Annotated in this window: 7 protein-coding genes; all 7 read left to right on the forward strand. The window is 62.3% G+C overall.

Features of this window, described 5'->3' with window-relative positions; all coding sequences use genetic code 11:
* Positions 1–201: 201 nt before the first annotated feature.
* The 7 genes from OO12_RS01595 to OO12_RS01625 are packed head-to-tail and all read left to right on the forward strand — an operon-like array spanning position 202 to position 19,209.
* Entirely contained in the window at positions 202–1,827 is a 1,626-nt protein-coding gene (locus OO12_RS01595; protein WP_052215408.1) for a ShlB/FhaC/HecB family hemolysin secretion/activation protein, read from the forward strand.
* A gap of 35 nt (positions 1,828–1,862) precedes the next feature.
* Positions 1,863–3,680: a MotA/TolQ/ExbB proton channel family protein gene (locus tag OO12_RS01600; protein ID WP_052215409.1), complete on the forward strand. Its 1,818-nt coding sequence runs from the start codon at positions 1,863–1,865 to the stop codon at positions 3,678–3,680.
* A 13-nt stretch (positions 3,681–3,693) separates the two neighbouring features.
* Positions 3,694–4,098 (forward strand): ExbD/TolR family protein, encoded by a 405-nt coding sequence (locus tag OO12_RS01605; protein ID WP_034156890.1) that lies wholly within the window; start codon positions 3,694–3,696, stop codon positions 4,096–4,098.
* 3 nt (positions 4,099–4,101) lie between these two features.
* Complete coding sequence (locus OO12_RS01610; protein WP_034156891.1) at positions 4,102–4,797, forward strand: energy transducer TonB; 696 nt, start codon at positions 4,102–4,104, stop codon at positions 4,795–4,797.
* 33 nt (positions 4,798–4,830) lie between these two features.
* The gene (locus OO12_RS01615; protein WP_034156892.1) at positions 4,831–6,390 is read left to right on the forward strand and encodes a putative porin; all 1,560 of its coding nucleotides are present in this window, start codon (positions 4,831–4,833) and stop codon (positions 6,388–6,390) included.
* Between the two features lie 10 nt (positions 6,391–6,400).
* Positions 6,401–6,877 (forward strand): hypothetical protein, encoded by a 477-nt coding sequence (locus OO12_RS01620; RefSeq protein ID WP_152616211.1) that lies wholly within the window; start codon positions 6,401–6,403, stop codon positions 6,875–6,877.
* A 23-nt stretch (positions 6,878–6,900) separates the two neighbouring features.
* Complete coding sequence (locus OO12_RS01625; protein WP_034156894.1) at positions 6,901–19,209, forward strand: filamentous haemagglutinin family protein; 12,309 nt, start codon at positions 6,901–6,903, stop codon at positions 19,207–19,209.
* Positions 19,210–19,250 lie beyond the last annotated feature (41 nt).

Consider the following 19,250-nt stretch of genomic DNA (forward strand, 5'->3'; position numbering starts at 1 on the left):
CGTAGCAAGAATTGCCTTATCTATGAGGCATTTTTGCATAAATCGTGGAAAATACATAAATTGCGTACATATTTGGTTTCTGTAATAAAAAATCTATATTTGAAACCTAGTTGATCGCTCGATCGATGTAGCGAATCAATTCGTAACATTGCCACTGGGGACTGTTGGCCAGCCACGCATTGTGGCGGGCAGGGGGCGTTAATGCATATCGGATTCGGTCATCATATTTGTGCGTCGGCGCTGCTGCTGGCCACGGCCAGTGTCGCTGCGGCGCAGGAGGCGCCCGTGACAGGGGCCGCCGCAGCCGAGACTCCTGCCGATCGCCGGATCGACATTCTGAACTATCGCATTGAGGGCAACACGGTCCTTGCGCGCATGGACGTCGAAAAGGCGGTCCTGCCCTTCCTCGGACCCAAGCGCTCGACCGCCGACGTCGAAAATGCGCGCGTCGCGCTGGTGAAGGCTTATCGCGCCAAGGGCTTCGAAACGGTCGATGTGGAGATCCCCGAACAGGATGTGCGCGGCGGGATCGTGCGCCTGAACGTGGTCGAGCTTCGGGTCGGGCGCTTGCGCGTCACAGATGCACGCTTCACGTCCCCCGGCGCGGTGAAGGCGCGGGCGCCGTCGATCGCCGAGGGCACAGTGCCCAATTACACCGCCATCTATCGCGACGTCGCCGCGCTCAACAAGTCGAGCGACCGAACGATCACGCCGGCACTGCGGGCGGGCGATACGCCAGGGACGGTCGATATTGACCTTCAGGTTGAGGACAAGCTGCCGCTGCATGCGACGCTCGAACTCAACGACCGCACAAGCGCGCGGACCAAGCGGCTCCGTACCTCAGCTTCGGTCAGCTATTCCAACCTCTTCCAGATGGACCATAGTGCCAGCATCCAGGGACAATTTTCTCCGGAAAACCCCAAGCAATCCTGGGTCGTGTCGGGTTCCTATGCCGCGCCGATCGCTGGCACCGGCTTCACCATCGTCGGCTATGGCGTTCATTCCGACAGCGACGTTGCGGCGATTGGCGGCATCGGCGTGCTCGGCAGCGGCGATATCGTCGGGGTGCGCGGCATTTATAATTTCTCGGGCGGGGAAGGGCGGTTCCATACGATCACCGCCGGGGTCGATTACAAGTCGTTCAACGAAAGCCTCATCCTGGGATCCGATACGGCGGCGACGCCGATCGATTATATTCCCCTGACCTTGCAATATGCGTTCGCACGGCGCGGCCCGCGGTCCGACCTGGATCTCAGCCTGGCGCTCAATTTCGGCGTGCGCGGGCTGACGGCGAGCGACGAAGAGTTCCGGCTCAAGCGTTTCTCGGCCAGCGCAAGCTGGGCCTATCTGCGCGCCGACCTGTCTTATCTGTATCGTATGCGGGGCGATCTGCGCATCGGCGTGCGCTTCGGTGGGCAATTCTCGCGTCAGCCGTTGATCAGCAACGAGCAATTCAGTGCCGGCGGCCTCGAAAGCGTGCGCGGCTATTATGAAAGCCAGGCGCTCGGCGACAGCGGCTATTTCAGTCAGCTCGATGTCGAGAGCCCGTCGCTGCACAAGCCGCTCGGCAAAACCATCGACGAACTGCGGCTGTTCGCCTTCATCGACAGCGCGCGCACCTGGATCCGCAATCCGCTCGCCGACATCAATGGCGCTGTCGATGACGGCGCATCGCTGTCGAGCGTGGGGCTTGGCCTTCGTCTCAAGGCCTTTCGGAAGCTGAACCTGTCCACGCTGCTCGCCATGCCGCTGGTCGATCGGGGTTCCGCGCTGACTGACATCAACGATCGGCTGCGCGCGCAGTTTCGCGTCTGGCTGGAATTTTGAGCGCCGCCCGGCGGCACTGTTTTTGGGGAAAACACGTGATCAAGAAATATCTGACAGCGGCCTTGTTACTGGTTGCCGCCGTGCCTGCAGTGGCGGCGAGCGGATGGGGGAACGCCGCATGGCAGGAGCGTCGCAAGGTGACGCTCGACAGCCGGCCGATCCGCGGACTGACGCAGGAGGTCAAGCGCGCGCCGGTGCTGGTGCGCTTGCACAGCGGCGTGCTCGATTTCAGCCAGGTCCGCCCCGATGGCGGCGATCTCCGCTTCGTCGCGGGCGACGACAAGACGCCGCTCAACTATCATATCGAACGGTTCGATCCGGTCGCCGAACTCGGCCTGGTGTGGGTCGACGTACCTGCGATCGCGCCGGGCGCGTCACAGGACATCTGGCTCTATTACGGCAATCAGGCAGCCAAGCCGGTCGGTGATGCTGCAGCCAGCTATGATGGTGAACAGTCACTCGTCCTGCACTTCGGCGAGGCCAGTGCGGCACCGGTCGACCAGACTGCCAACCACAATCGGGTGACGGCGTTCACCGGTCGGCCGACGGTCGAAGGCCTCGTCGCGGGCGGGGCGACGATGACCGCGCAGAGTCAATTGCGCGTTGCGGCCAGCGCTTCGCTGACGGTGCCGGCTGCGGGCAAGATGACCTGGTCGGCCTGGATCAAGCCGGCGGCTAGCGGCCAGCCCGGCGATGCTGTGCTCTACACCAAACTATCCAGCGCGGGTGACGCTGGCCCTGACAGGGTGACCGTCGGCTTGCGCGATGGCGTTCCCTATGTCCGGCTGGCCGGGGCGAGCACCGGGGAAGCGGTCGCATCCGGTCCAGCGGCGCCCGGCACCTGGACACATATCGCGATCGTAGTCGGCGATGCCGTTACGCTCTACGTCAACGGTGCCGCGGTCGGTACCGTCAATGCCAAGCTGCCTGCGCTGGGTGGTGACGAAGTGATCGGATCGTTCGGAGGCGTACCTGGTTTCGCCGGCGATATCGACGAAGTGAACCGGGCCAATACCGATCGTTCGGCGTCAGCGATCGCGCTTGCCGCCGCGTCGCAGAGCCGCTCCTCCACGCTGACGGCGATTGCGCCGACCGGAGAGAAGGCGGGCTCGGGTGGGGTCAATTACTTCGGCATCTTGTTCAGCGCGCTGACGCCTGACGCTTGGGCGGTGATCGGCTTGCTTGGCATCATGCTGGTGATTTCCTGGGTGGTGATGATCGGCAAGGGCATTTTCCTGCGTCGTACCGCCGGTGCCAATCAGGGCTTTCTCGACGACTATCAGAAGGCCGCCGCAGATCGCGGTGCGCATGATGGCATCGCCAATCCGGATGCAGTCCGCTGGACGCAGGACAGTTCGCTGGCGCGATTGTTCGTGATCGGTCGGCGCGAGATCGCGACCCGCGAAACCGAGCATCAGCAGGGTGGTCGTGGCCGCTTCGCTCTGGCGCCACAGTCGGTCGCGGCGATCCGCTCGGCGCTGGATGCAGGGCTGGCGCGCGAAGCGCAGAAGCTCAACAGCCGGCTGGTGCTGCTCACGATCGCCATTTCGGGCGGGCCCTTCATCGGCCTGCTCGGCACGGTGCTCGGCGTCATGATCACCTTCGCTGCGGTCGCGGCGGCGGGCGATGTCAACATCAACGCGATCGCGCCGGGCATCGCCGCCGCACTTCTCGCGACGGTCGCTGGCCTCGCGGTCGCGATCCCGGCGTTGTTCGGGTATAATTACCTGCTCAGTCAGGTAGAGGAAATCTCCACCGAAAACCTGATCTTCGTCGACGAACTCGAGAAGCGGCTGGCCGAAACCTATCGCGGATCGACCGGCACCTCCCCTGTGTCCATCGCAGCCGAATAGGGGAGCGGGGGCCATGCAAGTTTCGTCCAAGAAGAAGCCGTATGACGAGATCAACATCACGCCGATGCTTGATCTCGCATACGTCCTGCTGATCATCTTCATCATCATGACGACCGCCGCGGTGCAGGGGATCAAGGTCAACGTCCCCAAGGCGAGTTCTTCGGTAAGCCTCGCCAAGCCGACCACCAAGGCGATCACCGTGGATAGCGAAGGGCATGTCTATCTCGACACCTATCCGGTGACGCTCGACGAGCTTGAATCGCAATTGCGCTCATTCAAGCAGGTGACGCCCGATTTCCCGGTCGTGATCAAGGGTGACCGGGTCGCGCAGTTCGGCCGGGTGACCGAAGTGCTCGACGTGTGTGGCCGGGTCGGCATCACACAGCTCGGCATCGTTACCGAACGCACCAAGGCCTGATCGATGGCGCCGCCCATCCCAGGCTCGACGCGCCGCCGTTACGAGCCGGCCGCGATCGCCACCATCGTCGTGACGATGCTGGCGCTGGCAGCATGGCTGTTGTGGCCGGTCGGCGACACGCAGCAACGCGAACGCGTGATCCAGGAGATCACGCTCGTCACGCCACCACCTCCGCCACCACCTCCGCCGGAACCGGAGGAGAAGATCATGGAGGAAGAGCAGGAGATCGTTCAGCCGACCGACAATCCCCAGCCGCAAAAGGATGTCGATACGCCGTCCGATGCACCGAGCGACAAGCCCGCCGAAGCGCCAAGCAGCGAAGCCGCCGGACTGGATCGGCCCGCCGATGCTGGATCGGACAGTTTCCGGCTTGCGGCTGGCGGCGGCGGTGGACTGTTCGGCAGGGGCGGTGGCGGCGGCGGTGGCGGCTGGGGCGAGTTCGTCGAGACGCATGTGCGTCGTGCGCTCCAGCGTGATCCCCGGACGCGCACCGCGCAAGGGTTTCTGAAGGTCGCGGTGACGATCGACGAGAACGGCCGCTTCACCTCGGCCATGCTGCGATCGAGCACCGGCGACACGAAACTCGACCTTGCCATTCGCGACGTCCTGTCAGCGTTGCCGCCCTTGTCGCGCGGTCGCCCGCCCAAGGTGAGCGGCATGACCTTCGCCACCATCAATATGAAACGCCTCGCCGGCTGACCCGCTGCGCACGCGACCAAAGGAATATGTCCCATGCTTTCTCGTAAACTCCTCGTCATCTTGCTCGCCTCGACGGCCGCCGTCACTGCGCAGCCGGCGCATGCGCAAAGCACCGACGATATCGGTGTCGAACTGCTGCAACTGCTGGTCGATGAAGGTGTCATCCCGGCGCAAAAGGCGCAGGATCTGCTCACCCGCGCCAAGCAAGTGGCCGAATTGCGCCGGCAGCGCGAGACGCCACCGAGCGCCACCACGATCGACGTACCCTATGTCCCCGAGACGGTGCGCGTGGAGATGAAGCAGCAAATCAAGGCGGAGGTGATGGCCGAGGCGAAGCAAGCCGGCTGGGTCGCACCCAATTCGATGCCCGAATGGTTGAGCGGCATCAAGATTTCGGGCGATTTCCGGCTGCGCTACGAGGGCGATTTCTTCCCGCGAAGCGACCCAAAGACTCAGACGGGCAATTTCCCCAGCTTTCCCGATTTCAATGCGATCAATCAGATGGGTGGGGTCAACAATACGGCCGGTTTCCCGATCCTGAACTCAACCGTCGATCGCCATTCGGCGCGCTATCGTGTGCGCCTGGGCATCGCCGCCAAAGTGAACGACTTCGTCTCGGTCGGCCTGCAACTCGCTTCGGGCAATGATTCCGGCGCAATCTCGACCAACCAGTTGCTCGGCGATTATTTCAACAAGGACAGATTCTGGATCGATCGCGCCTTTGTCACGCTCACTCCCGTCAAGGGCGTGAACCTGACCGGCGGGCGGATGCCGAACCCATTCTATTCGACCGACATGGTGTGGGATACCGACATTAATCCCGAAGGCATCGCGCTCGACATCCAGCATCGCTTTGGCAGTGCCACCGTCTTCGCGCGGGGCGGCGCGTTCCCGCTGCAGGAGCTCGATCTCTATAATCGCGACCGCTGGCTCTTCGCCGGGCAAGTGGGCGTGGAGGGCCGCATCGTCGACGATGTGCAGGTCAAGGCTGCGGTCGCCTATTATGACTTCCACAACGTCAACAGTCTGAAGAATGCGCCCGACGGCTCGCGATTGAACGATTACACCGCGCCCGGTGTGCTGGCGAAGGGCAACTCGCTCTTCAACATGCGCACCGACGGCCTGACCACGCTGGCGGGCCTAGCCTCGGACTTCAAGCTGCTGAACGTCACCGGTTCCGTCACTTATACCGGCTTTGGAGATATTCCGGTCCGGTTGACCGGCGATGTCGTGAAGAACAGGGCGCTGATAAGTCGTGCGAATTTGCTCAAGCTGGACAGCAATTCGCTCATCAAACCTGGGGGGCTCGGATGGCAGGCCCGGCTCGATGTCGGCAAGGACAGGATCACCAAGTTCGGCGACTGGCATATCGCGGCAGGGTATAAGCATGTCGAAACCGATGCGGTGCTCGACATCTTCACTGACAGCGATTTCGGCCTCGGCGGTACCGATGTCGAAGGCTATCTGGTCGAAGCGGAAATGGGCATTTATCCGGGCGCTTCGATCGGGGTGAACTGGTTCAGCACGAACTCGATCGAACGTGCGCCGTTCTCGGTCGATGTGCTTCAGCTCAACCTGAGCGCGCATTTCTGAGATGGGCATGATGCACGCATCGCTCCTCGCCCTGCTGCTCGCCGCGTCGTCGGCCGAAGCCCAGACCGGCCCGGCCGTGCCGATACCTGCCGCCGATGCGGACGCCGCAGCCCAGCGAGAGGCGCGCTATCTGCGACAGCAGGTCGCCGTCGACAACGCCCGGCAGGAACTCGAAGCACAACGCGCCGAGATGAAGCTCAAGGATGAGCTTCTCATCCTGGCGCGTGAGCGCAACGCGGAGCTCTACAAGGTTGCGTCCGAAATCCTCGCGCGGCACGCAAAGCAGCGGTCGTGGGAGCCGTTCATCCAGTCGAGCCGCGTCAGGATGGAAAACCTGATCCAGTCCTATGATGATCGGCTGCGCGTGGCGCGGTTTACCGAGGCGACCCTGCCGCCAAGCGTCGAAGAGCGAATGAAGCGCGAACTGACGCCGAAAGCCGCGGACAATGCGAAGGCTGCATCGCCCGTCGCGCCGCAACCCAAATAACCGATTCAGCTGGAGCAATTCCAATGGCCAAGCTCGCCGCCAAAATGATCTGCCAATCGCGACTGCTCGGCAGCGCCAGCCTCGCCGCGCTTGCGTTGGCCGGCCTCCTTGCGCCGGCACCGGCACGGGCGGATGAGCCGTTCCGGTCGCTGATCGCGATGCCGGCCGGGCGGATTACGCTGCCCAACGGACAAATATCGCAGTGGCAGGGGGCGAAGACACCGGTCATCCGCACCGACAGCGATGGCCGGCCGCTGATGTCGATCGAGCAGACCCAGTCCAAAGCGCTGCTCGATTGGGAGAAATTCCAGCTTCAGACCAACGAGGTGCTGGAGTTCCAGCAGCAGTCCGCCGACTGGATCGCGGTCAACCGCGTCCATGGCAACCAGGCGTCGCAGATCAACGGCGAGATCCGCGCCAAGGGCCGGGTGTTCATCTTCGACGACAATGGCGTGCTGACCGGCAAGGACGCGAAAATCAACGTGCGGCAGTTGGTCACGGGCCGGGGTGTGTCCGATGTCAATGTCGACGGTAACACGACGACGATCATCCAGAGCAAGGACAAGGCGATCCTCAACTGGAGCAATATGAGCCTCCAGGCAGGAGAAGTGCTCAAGTTTCAGCAGGAGAAGAAAGACTGGATCGCGCTCAACCGTTCGCTGGCGACCGGCACGACGAAGCTCGACGGCACGATCAAGGCTGATGGTCATATCTACCTGATCGCGCGCGAGGGCGTTGCGGTGAACGGCAGCATTTCGGCACAGCAGGTTATCGTGTCGGCGCTCAACTTGCGCGACAACCAGTTCCTCACCACCGGCCTGATCTCGCCCGGCGACAATAATGGGCGCACCAACCCCACTTTCAGCAACAGCTGGAATTTCGAGGGTGACCAGAGCGATCCCTATCTGCCGATCGCGGCGCCCGCACCCGCCTATGTCGACCCGAACGATCCCACCCGTTACGTCGTGACCATCGGCAGCGGCGGCAAGATCACCACCGGCGCCAATGGCAAAGTGATGCTGTTCGGGCCGAATGTCACCAATCGCGGTACGATCACGGTCAGGGACGAGGGGCAGGTCATCCTCGCGGCTGGCGACAATATCTATCTGACCGGCGGCCTCAACGGCAAACTCAATTCCTATATCGGCGCGTTCAATCCGATGGCGGCGCCGCGCATCAACATCCCCTATTTCGGAATCGCCGGCATCGATGACGAGGCGCACCAGGCGGCGTTTTTCAAGATCACCGGCGTCCTGTATGAGATCGGGCACCGTTTTACCGAGCAGGAAGCGACCAGGCTCTTCGGCAGCCGTGGCTCCGGCCTTCCGGGTCAGGTCGTGCAATATGTCAACGATCTTCAGGTCAAGCGTGCGGCCGAGGTTGGCTTCCATGCTCGCAACGAGGGGATCATCGCTGCCACTGGCGGCGGCAGCGTCGATTTTCGTGGTATGAATCTCGAACAGATGGGCGCGATCACGATGACCTCGACCGCGCTTTTCCGCGCCGGCGTCAATTTCCAGGCCTATGCCTATGACTATGCGGAATATGCCGGGGACGCGATAAACGGGCCCTATGTTCCCGGGCATGGGACCGTCGTGTTCGGCAAGGGCAGCCTGACCCAGATCACACCCGATCTCGATTCGAAGGACCGGATTCCCGTCACCTCGGGCAATCAATCGGTCGGTCTGGTCAAGATCAACGCCGGCAAGGTCCATATGGAGCAGGACTCGCTTATCTACCTGCCTAGCGGAAATATGAACGTGCTGCTCGATGCGGGTCAGCATGTGTTTGACAATAATCGTGGCGAGGGCGCGAACCAGGATAATGAGGACGGCACGCGCTTCCTGATGGAAAGCGGCGCGAAGATCGATCTTTCAGGTTGGAAATCGACCGTGCTGCCGATGGGCTATCATCAGGTCACCGGCAAATTGTTCGCAGCACAGCTCGCGGATTCACCGCTGCAGCGCGACGGCGTCCTGTACCGCAAGGAAATAAGCGTCGATCGCCGTTACGGCACGAATGTCGCCGACTGGACTGGCCTCGACAATCTCAATCAGGGGACATTGGCCCAGTTCCTGACCAACGGCGGTAAGCTGTCGATGGACATCGGTGACGATTTCATCATGAAATCGGGGGCGGTGATCGATGTTTCGGGGGGCAAGATCACCTATCAGGACGGGTTCGTCTATACGACGCTGCTGCGTCGGCTGGACGGCAGCATCATCGATATTCGTGAAGCCAATCCCGACGAGCTTTATATGGGCCTGGCCAATCAATGGGTCCAGTACGACACCAAATGGGGCCGGCAGCGTTCCTACTACATCCCGTTGATGTCGAGCGTTCAGGGCAAGTTCGAAACCAGTTACGAAGAGGGTGGCGCCGGTGGGACGATCGACATCCTCGCGCCGGATTCGGTGTTGCAGGGCAAGATGCTCGGCGGAACGACGGTGGGCCGCTATCAGCACGCCAATCTGCCCAAGGGCGGATCGCTACTGCTCAACAATGCCGGTAATTCGGAAAGCGAATATACCAGCAACAAGATCCTCATCCAGGCGCAGGAGCGGGCGCTTGGTGCCGATTTTGGCCTGACCGATAAGCTGAGCGACGTCTATGGCGCATTGTTCGGTGTCGAGTTCGATCGTGGAACGGACGCGCCCGGTGGCGCCGGCCTCCGCGAGGACAATGCGACGCTAGTCTCGGCCGATTTTCTCAACCGGTCGACAATGGGCCTCTATTCGTTCGCCCAGAGCGGGGGCCTGGAAAAGCCGGATGTGGCGGTGGTGGTCGAAAAGGGCGCGAACATCATGCTTCGGCATGGCGGTTCGCTGAAGATCGCCGCCAGCCAGCGTGTGCAGTTCCTGGGTAGCGTGCGGACCGAGGGCGGCGCGATAGACCTGTCGGGTTTCTCGATGGAATTCGACGCCGGCACGCGCCTCGACACGCGTGGGTCATGGTACAGCGATTATGAAATCGACGAACCGCTCGGACTCACGTCCGAGCCGCGGATCAATGGCGGCAAGATCAGCCTGAGCGCATCGGGGCACGGGTTCGACAACGCCGGTCTGCCGCCTGGGCAGGTCGATGATTCCGGGCTTAAATTTGTCATCCCGTCGACCATGGTGATCGATGCGAGTGGCGGTGCCTGGGTTGATCGCAACGGCAGGATCACGCTGGGCAAAGGTGGCGACGTCAGCATCGCGGCCGGCATGGGTGCGCAGGACACGCTCGATCTGGGGGCGCTGGCGAATGCCCGCTCTTATGGTCTGGGTGGCAATGGCAAGTTCAGCCTGATGCTGGCGGACGACATTGTAATCGGCGGCCCGCCGATCGTGGCCCCGGCTGGTGCGCGGAGACCCTTTCAGTTGAGCGCCGCGTTCTTCGAGAATAGCGGCTTCTCGGCGATCAGCTTGTCCGGGCCACGCGTTACGCTGGCGGAAGGCGCCGTCGTCAACGCGACCAGCGCGAGCCTTCAGTTCAAGGACGAAGGGCTCCTGAACGGCAAGTTGCCGGCCATCCTGGCGCCCAGCGGCACCGATATTTACGATCTGGCGGCGCCGCGCTTCGTCCCGATCGGCCAGCGGCCTGCCGCCCAGCAACGCGGAATGGACATCAGTCTGACCGGCACCACCACGATCGGTCAGGGCAGCGTGCTGTCGACCGAGGCTGGCGGCAAGATCACGATCCTGGGCGGCTCCGTCGCGAACGGCGCGATCGATATACGCGGGACGCTCAGCGCGCCCGGCGGTGCGATCCAGCTCGGTGGCGGCAAGGGCGTGGTGAATGTCTATGGCACGGGCAAGCTTCTCGCGCCCGGTACATCCTTCGTGACACGGACCGTCCTGTCGTCGAATGGACGCGACCTGAACGATGGCATCATCCTGAATGGCGGCATGATCGACCTGAATGCCGACCGCGTATTCTTGGAGCAAGGAGCGTTGCTCGATGTGTCGGGGACATCGGTGCGCTTCGATCTGCCGGTCACCAATGCGGCGGGCGATGTCATTCGCGGTCCCGTGACGCTGGCATCGAACGGCGGAACGATCTCGATTACCGGTAAATCCCTGTCGCTTGACGATGCGACCTATCGGGCGACGGCTGGTGGCTTGGGCGCGCGCGGCGGCGCGTTCAATATCGCTTGGGGCGGCAGTTATGGCCCGCCGGACAATGGGGTCAATTACCCGGCACCATCGGAAATCTACGACCGCTTCGGCTATCTGTTCGAAGCCGGATATTTCAGCGATTTCGACGGCAATGTCGTTACCTCCTTCTTCGGCACCGATCTGAGTAAAGTCGATTTCAGCAGCTTCGGCCTCAGTTTCAACTTCGCGCCCGGCTTCACCATCGCCAGCCGTGAAGAACTGATTTCGATCATCACCAACTATAATGGCGCGGCGTTGGGTAAGCCGCCGGTGTTCATGATCGGCGAGAATCTACCGCCGCCGAGCAATGAACCCACCGTGCCGCCGCGGATCGATGCCGGGTTCGTCCAGATGCTTCGCGACCTGGGTGGCGTCCCGTTGATTCCGGTCAACAACGCGCCGCCGAGCGAAACGCGGCTGTCGACCGCGAAGATCGTCCAGGGTGGCTTTTCCCGCTTCGGTATTTCGGCTTCGCCCGGCGTCATGTTCGTTGGGAATGTCACGATCGGTGGGAAGAAGGCCGATGGCAGCTTCGTCTTCGACCGGATCGACATCAATTCGGACCGGATCTTCGGCCAGGCCGGCGCCAATGTGAAGATCGAGGCGGGACTGGTCACGCTCGGCAGCAATTTTGGCGTCACCCCCGGGCCAGTGGATACCAAAGCCTATGATATTGCGCTCGCCGGAATCAATGTTCGTCCGGTCAATGCCAATACGCATATCTCGATCAACGCCGGCACCTTGATCGATGTCCAGAACGCGGCCTTTTACGGCTATTCGGACACGACCCTGTCGAGCGGCGGTGATATCCGTCTCTCCGGTTATGCGGTGACGCCGCTGGTCCATCCCGAGGGCACGCTCACCACCAGCGGCAAGCTGACCATGAAGGCCGATCAGATCTATGCCGGGACTGGCGTAAAGTTCGGCATTACCGCCGGCGATACGCTGACCATCCTGCCGCAGGATGCCGGCAATGCGATCAATGCCAGCCCGTACGAAGCCGCCGCCCAGCTGACGTTGACCGCGCCGCGCATCATGCAGAACGGTACCCTTCGGTCGCCCCTGGGCACGATCAATCTGGTTGCGGTCAATGACGGTAGTGCCGGGGCGGGCACGATCACGCTCGGTACGGGCAGCCTGACCTCGGTTTCCGCGGAAGGGCATGTCATGCCCTATGGCTATACCAGCAACGGGGATACCTGGCTCGATCCGTTTACAGGCCTGGAGTTGACCACCTTGCCGACCAAAACGGTCGTGCTGACTGGCGATACGATCGACATGCAGACCGGCTCGATACTCGACGTATCGGGTGGTGGTAATCTCTATGCGCGCGAGTTCGTCGCGGGCACCGGTGGTACCAAGGACTGGCTGACCGGCTATCGAGACGCTGATTTCAACTGGGTTGCGGCCCCTGGCGAGATTTTCGCAGTCATGCCGTCGTTCGATGGCGATGTCGCGCCGCTCGGTGCTTCGCGCGGCACCGGACCGGGGATCGGCGACAAGGTATATCTTTCCGGAGGCAGCGGTCTGAAGGCGGGCTATTACACCTTGCTGCCAGCCGAATATGCCCTGCTGCCCGGGGCCTTCCGCGTCACAGCAAAGCATGGCCAGACAGGCGTCGCTGACATGCAGATCGGCCAGACGCGCAACCTGAACGACGGGTCGTCGATCCAGGCCGGTTATCTGCTCCCCGGTGGGGCCGGGCAGCGCGACCAGCGCACCACAGGCTTCATGGTGATGCCGGGATCGACGCTCCGCGCGCGCTCCGGCTATCGTGAAGCGCTCGCCGACACTTTCTTCACATCGCCCGATTTCCTCAAAAAGGCGCTGCGCACCAATCGGCCCGTCGGCGATATGCCGCGTGTGCCACTCGATGGCGGCAGCGTCGTGCTGCGCGCTGGCAAGGCACTAAATCTGGGTGCGACGCTCAAGTCGAAGCCGGGCACAGGAGGCCGCGGCGGCTTCGCCGATATCGATTCGAGCCGTATCGTCGTGGCCGGGGTGCAAACCGATGCCAGCCAATATGCCGGCTACCTGATCCTCGACAGCGACAAGCTCAACGCCTTCGGCGCGGAAAGTTTGCTGATTGGCGGCACGCGCCGCCAGGGTGCCGTCAATCTCGAACTCGTCGTGGCCGGCACCGATATCGTGGTCGACAATGCGGGTTCGAAACTGGTCGGCCCGGAACTGATCTTCGCGTCCCGGGACAAGGTTCGCGTCGAGGCCGGCAGCGTCGTCGAAGCTGTCGGCAGCGTCACCGGCCAGCCAGGCGATCTGCGTGTCGTTCCCGCTTATGCCGCACTCGTCGATCCACGCAGTCCGTTCGACCCGCGCGACGACGTGACCGTTCATGGCATTCTCGATCAGGGCGCGGTGCTGCGACTGTCCAATGGGCAGCAAGTGGATATCCTGCGCGATTCCGCCGCCGTCGATGCGATGGCCGCATTGCGCAACGATCCCGTCAAGCTCGCCGCGGTCAACGCACAGCGCATTGCTCTTGGCCAGGCGCCGCTCAATCCCGGTGGGGTGATAACCATTGCCGATGGTGCGACGCTGAAAAGCGGCGGATCGCTCGCACTGGACGCCACCAAGGACACGCTGATCGGCGCAAGCTCCGCGATCGATGCCAAGCAGATCAGTGCAGCCGCAGCGCGCGTATCGCTCGGCGCGGTTCCTGCCGGCACCGAAGGGCTGGTGTTTGGCGGCAATTCGATCGGTGCGCTGGGGCGGGCGAGCGAAATCACGCTCAAGAGCTACAGCAGCATCGATATCTACGGTGACACGACGCTGAGTGCGGCTGATGCGCTGCGGCTCGATGCGCGCGAATTCCGCGTGATCGGCGGAATTGGCCAAACCAAATTGACGGGTAAGGCGCTGACGCTGGCAAACAGCAATGGCGGTAGCGCAGTCGCGGTCGCGGGCAGTGGTGCGCTGATCATCAATGCCGACACGGTCTATTTCGAAGGGGGCAATAAGTGGCTCTCTGGTATCGGTACGCTGACGGTCAATGCGGCGCAGCGGATCATCGGGCGCGATGACGGCACCGTGTTCGTGCCCGGCGCGCTTAATTTGAAATCGGGCAGCCTCGTTGCCGACAGCGGCTCGCGGCTGTTCTTCGACGCCACTGGCGCAGTCAATATCGCCAGCAATACAGCGACCTTGCCGGTGTACGAAACCTTTGGCGCGACGCTTGGCATCACGGGTGCGTCGATCACCAATTCCGGTCAGATCAGACTTACCGGCGGCACCGTCAATTTGCGCGCGCGCGAGGGCGACGTGGTGCTGAGCGACGGGGCATCGATCGACGTCACCAGCAACGTCGTCAAGCTGTTCGACAAATCCGTTGGGGTGGGCGCGGGGTCAGTGTCGCTGATCGCCGATCGCGGCAATATCGACATGAGGGCGGGATCGAGTATCGACGTGTCCGGCACCACGGCCGGAGGCGATGCGGGCATCTTCTCTGCATCGGCCGGGCTGGGCGAGGTGCGGCTTGGCGGCACTATTCTGGGCAAGGCGGCCACGGGTTTCCGCAGCGGTTCGTTCAACCTGACGACTCGCACCCTTGGTAATTTCGCCGCGCTGAACGCGGTGCTCGACACGGGCGGCTTCCTGCAAAGTCGGCGCTTCGAGGTGAACGAGGGCGACCTTAACATCACCGGCACGGTCAAGGTCCAGCAGTTCAGCGCGATCGTCAATGACGGCGCGATCGCCATGGACGGGACGATCCAGACTGTCGGTGGGGATGGCGGCAGCATCCATCTGGCCGCGGCAGAGGGCGTGACCATTGGCGCGAACGGGCAATTGATCGCCCGCGCCAATGCGGTTTCGGGCACGGGCGGTTCGGTGTTGGTCGAAACCGCCGGCCGCAATGGCGGCGAAGTCAATTTACTCGCGGGATCGTTGATCGACGTCAGCGGCACAGGTCCTGGCGGCCGTATTGTGCGGCTGCGCGCGCCGCAGCGCGGCAGCGACCTGGCGATCGGCACGATCAGTGGCACCATCACGGGCGCTCGGTCGGTCACGGCCGAGGGGTATCGTGTCTATGACGGGATCGCCACGATCGACCAGAATGTGATCGACCGGGTCTCGGTCGATGCCAATGCTTTCATGCAGAATGCGGGCGTGATCTCGGCGCGGCTCGGCGGCAGAGCCACGGTGGCCGCCGGCATCGAATTGCACAGCGATGGCGATATGGAGCTGACCAAGGACTGGAACCTGCACGACCTGCGCTTCAACGGCGGGGCTGGTGTGCTGACCTTGCGGGCCAAGGGCGACATTCTGATCAACGCCAACCTCAGCGACGGGTTCGTCGATGCTTCGCCAGGTGCGGCGCTTGATGGCAGCACGTCCTGGACCATCAACCTTGCTGCCGGCGCGAACCTGATCAGCCCGGATTCGCTTGCGGTGCTGCCGACTGGCCAGCTTGCCGGCAAGGGGTCGGTGGTCGTCGGTGGCAAGGCCGATACGATCGAGTATTTCTACGATCCGGCGCACGGCAATGAACATCGCCTCTATCGGACGGACGCGGCAGGGCGCTTCATCCGGGATCCGAACGAGAGCAATTATCACATCGGGTTCCTGGAACTCGAACGCGATCCGGTCACCGGCGACTATCTCGATCCGCGGACCGGGCGGCCGATCGCCAAGGATCCGGTGACGGGTGATTATGTCGATACCGGCTATTATGCGAAGCGCCCGCTTCCCTGGATCTTTTATTCCTGGGGCGGAGGGTACCCGTCCGAGGAGCAGGACGGCACACAGAGCTATGATCCTTCGGATCTGGGTCGCGCGAAATATCTGCAGCGCGACAATTCGACTGGCTACATGATCCGCACCGGCACCGGCGCGATCAATGTCGCCGCAGGCCGCGACGTCGTCCTGAAGGAACGTGCTTCGGTCATTTATACCGCCGGTGAAAATGCCGGGCCGCTGGCGGGCTTCTATGCACCTGTGGGAGCGACTTATTCGGTCAACGGCGGCGATCTTTCGATCCGCGCCGTCGGTGATATCATCGCCAGCCCGAATACGCCACAAACCCCCTCAGGCTGGCTGCGTCAGCGGTTGCGTGTCAACAGCACGACCGGCTTTTTCGATCCGACCGAAGGCGGCGGGTTCGGACAGACCAGCTGGTGGGTCGATTTCGCGTCGTTCCAGGGCGGCATCGGCGCACTCGGCGGTGGCGATGTCGCGATCGATGCGGGCGGCGATGTCTTCAACCTTGGCGTTGCGATCCCCACGACGGGCCGGTTGACCGGCAATACGGGGCGTGGCGATCCGCTCGGAGCGCTGGTCGTTACCGGTGGTGGCAATTTGCGCATGCGGGCCGGCGGTAACGTTTATGGTGGTGTCTATTATGTCGGCGACGGGGTCGGCGAGATCACGGCGGGTGGCGCGTTTCTGTCGGGCAGCAAGGCTCGCGTGATCGACCGCTCCTCCCCGGGGCTCGGCTGTGAGAGCAGCGAAAGCTGCTATATTCACACCGGGCCCGAGACGAAGCGCGAATATGACGTCTTTGCGTTGCTCTATACCTCGTCCGGTCAATTCAAGCTGCAAAGCGGCGGCGATCTTAACATCGATGCCGTGATGGATCCGATGATGGGCCGAGGCGGCTATAGCGACCAGTTCGGGTCGAATCCGGAGACCTTCCAGAGCTATACGCCGGACGCGTCGGTCAGCCTGTTCTCCGCTGGTGGCGACGTCACGATGTGGAATAACGCCCAGAATATCGACATCGTCACTCAACTGAGCGGGACTCGACCGGTCTATTTTCTCGGCACCAACGAACAGCCGGCCTATGGTCTCAGCCAAGTCGGTTTCGAACTCCGTCCGGCGACGGTGAGCGCGGTTGCCGCGGCTGGCAATGTACGAGCGCTGGGGCAGATGCTGCTCGCGCCGTCCGCACGCGGCAATCTGGAATTGCTGGCCGCCGACAATGTCTATCTCGGTTACGGTACCGTGCCGATCGACCTCAATTTTCAGGATGGCAAGGACAACAACCCCAATTATCGCAGTGGTGGTCAGGGGATCATCATGAGCCAGGCGCTGGAAGCGCGCCTGCGCACCGCAGCAAACCCAAGCACGATCGGCTACGGGACGACCGATCGCGCCCATTATCTCAATGCCGGGCGTCCGATCGGCAATGTCTCATTCTTTACGGCGAACACGCTGCCCGATCTGCACAAGGGCGATCCCAATCCGGTGCGGATCTATGCCGGAAATGGCGATGTGGTCACATCGACCCAGTCGCCGTTGCTGTTCCCGAAAGCACTATGGGTTCAGGCCGGGGGTAATGTCTATTTCCCGAGCTTCTCCATCCAGCACAACAATATCAACGACCTCAGCCTGGTTCGCTCAGGGAAGGGCATTTATTTCAACATCAGCGAGGGTGTTTATGATCCCAGCACCGCGACGAACTCCAATCGTGGGTTCATCTCGGTGGCTGGCCCGGGACGCCTCGAACTCGAGGCGGGTACCGAATTCTATATGCCCAGCAACGCGCTAGGCATCACCAGCGACCGGATCAAATTATATCCGGCGACGCAGATCAATGGAGGTCCGATTAACCTGTCGGACTGGAAGCCGAACGAGGCAGCAGCCGATATCGCAATCAGCACAGGCTTTAATCAGACCCCGTCCTATCAGGCGTTCGAAGATGCGTATTTGAACCCAGGCAAGGCCGGCGGAGTCGCCGATTATCTGCTGGACGATGGGGCGCTCGGCAAGAAATTGCCTACCTATCTGTTCGACCAGCTCTATCCACGTGCGGCAGGAGCTGCAGGCGAATTCGCGACGCCTGAGCAGCGCGAAGGTCTCGTGAACTATGTGCGTCGCCTGCAGGGGCTCGCGCCGCTCAAGACCAAGGCCGAGCAATATGCCTATCTCGATCAGGCCTGGGCCGATTGGTCGGCGCTTTCGACCGATTTCAAGACGCCATTCTACCGCAACGTTTTCTTCCTCGAACTGCGCACCACTGGACGCGAGGCGAACGATCCAAAGAGCGATCGTCTGGGAACGACGTTCCGCGGCTATAACGCGATCGCCAAGCTGTTTCCTGGTGCGGAAAAAGAGGTGACCGAAGCGTTGGTTGCGGGTGAATCGCGTTGGACTGGGGATTTCGAAACCTATGCCGGTCGTGTCATGTCGTTCGGCGGTGGCAAGGTCGAGCTCGTGTCGCCGGGCGGCGGCATCAAGCTCGCCAATCCGGCGGCGACCGCGCAGCAGACCGGCCAGCCCTATGATGCGAATCCACGCGGTGATGCACTGCGTTCGGGCATCGTCACCACCGATGGTGGCGCGATCAACCTGTTCGCGCATGACAGCGTGACGCTCAATGAATCGCGGACGCTGACCACCAAGGGCGGCAATATTCTGATCTGGTCCTCCTTCGGCGACATCGCGGCAGGCAAGGGCGCCAAGACCTCGATCAGTCCGCAGTTCTACAATTACCGGCTCAGCTCCTGGGCGGCGGTCGAACGCGAGCCGGCCGGCTTGCCGACCGGAGCCGGTATCGGAACGCTGGCGACACAAGAGGGGGCGGCCCCCGCCGATGTCGACCTCATCGCGCCGAAGGGGATCGTCGATGCGGGTGATGCGGGTATCCGGGTCAGCGGTAACTTCAACGTCTTCGCCGTCCAGATCCTGGGCACCGACAATATCGACGTTGCTGGCGTGAAGATTGGCTTGCCGATCACCCCCGCCGCGCCGCCGACCTCGCTCGACACCGGCGAATTGTCGGCCAAGTCGAACGATGTCATCCGCGCCATCACTGAAGCGACCGCGAAGGTGCGCAACAACAACATGAACGCGACGCCGTCACTGATCGAGGTCCGCGTCACCGGCTTTGGCGAAGATTGTACGGGGGAGTGCCGCAAGCCTGATGTCACCACATCCGCGGCGGTACCGGCGCCGGCGCAAGCCGATCGCGCTATTCCCGTGAAGCTGGCAAAGGCGCAAATTCTGGCGTTCGACATTGGCGAACAGGATGTCGGCAGCGCGGTCCGCGCCGTGGGGCGGGCATCGGGCGTCAATATCCTGTATGATGATGATGCCTTGAAGCACGGCAAGGCGCCTGCGCTACGCGGAAAAATGACGCCGGAAGAAGCCCTGACGCGCCTGTTGGCCAATCAAGGGATCACGCCGGTGCGGACCGGAGCGTCGACCATCATCCTGCGTCGAAACCGGGCGACCGGCTGATCGTAAGAGGGCAGGTCGTCTCGCCGTCATATTGACGACTG

Source organism: Sphingomonas sp. ERG5 (assembly GCF_000803065.1).
Classification (GTDB): domain Bacteria; phylum Pseudomonadota; class Alphaproteobacteria; order Sphingomonadales; family Sphingomonadaceae; genus Sphingomonas.

Bases quoted from the DNA above. Each gene is read 5' to 3' on its own strand.
- OO12_RS01610 (WP_034156891.1), top strand. From the start codon at position 4,102: ATGGCGCCGCCCATCCCAGGCTCGACGCGCCGCCGTTACGAGCCGGCC.
- OO12_RS01625 (WP_034156894.1), top strand. From the start codon at position 6,901: ATGGCCAAGCTCGCCGCCAAAATGATCTGCCAATCGCGACTGCTCGGC.
- OO12_RS01605 (WP_034156890.1), top strand. From the start codon at position 3,694: ATGCAAGTTTCGTCCAAGAAGAAGCCGTATGACGAGATCAACATCACG.
- OO12_RS01595 (WP_052215408.1), top strand. From the start codon at position 202: ATGCATATCGGATTCGGTCATCATATTTGTGCGTCGGCGCTGCTGCTG.
- OO12_RS01620 (WP_152616211.1), top strand. From the start codon at position 6,401: ATGCACGCATCGCTCCTCGCCCTGCTGCTCGCCGCGTCGTCGGCCGAA.
- OO12_RS01615 (WP_034156892.1), top strand. From the start codon at position 4,831: ATGCTTTCTCGTAAACTCCTCGTCATCTTGCTCGCCTCGACGGCCGCC.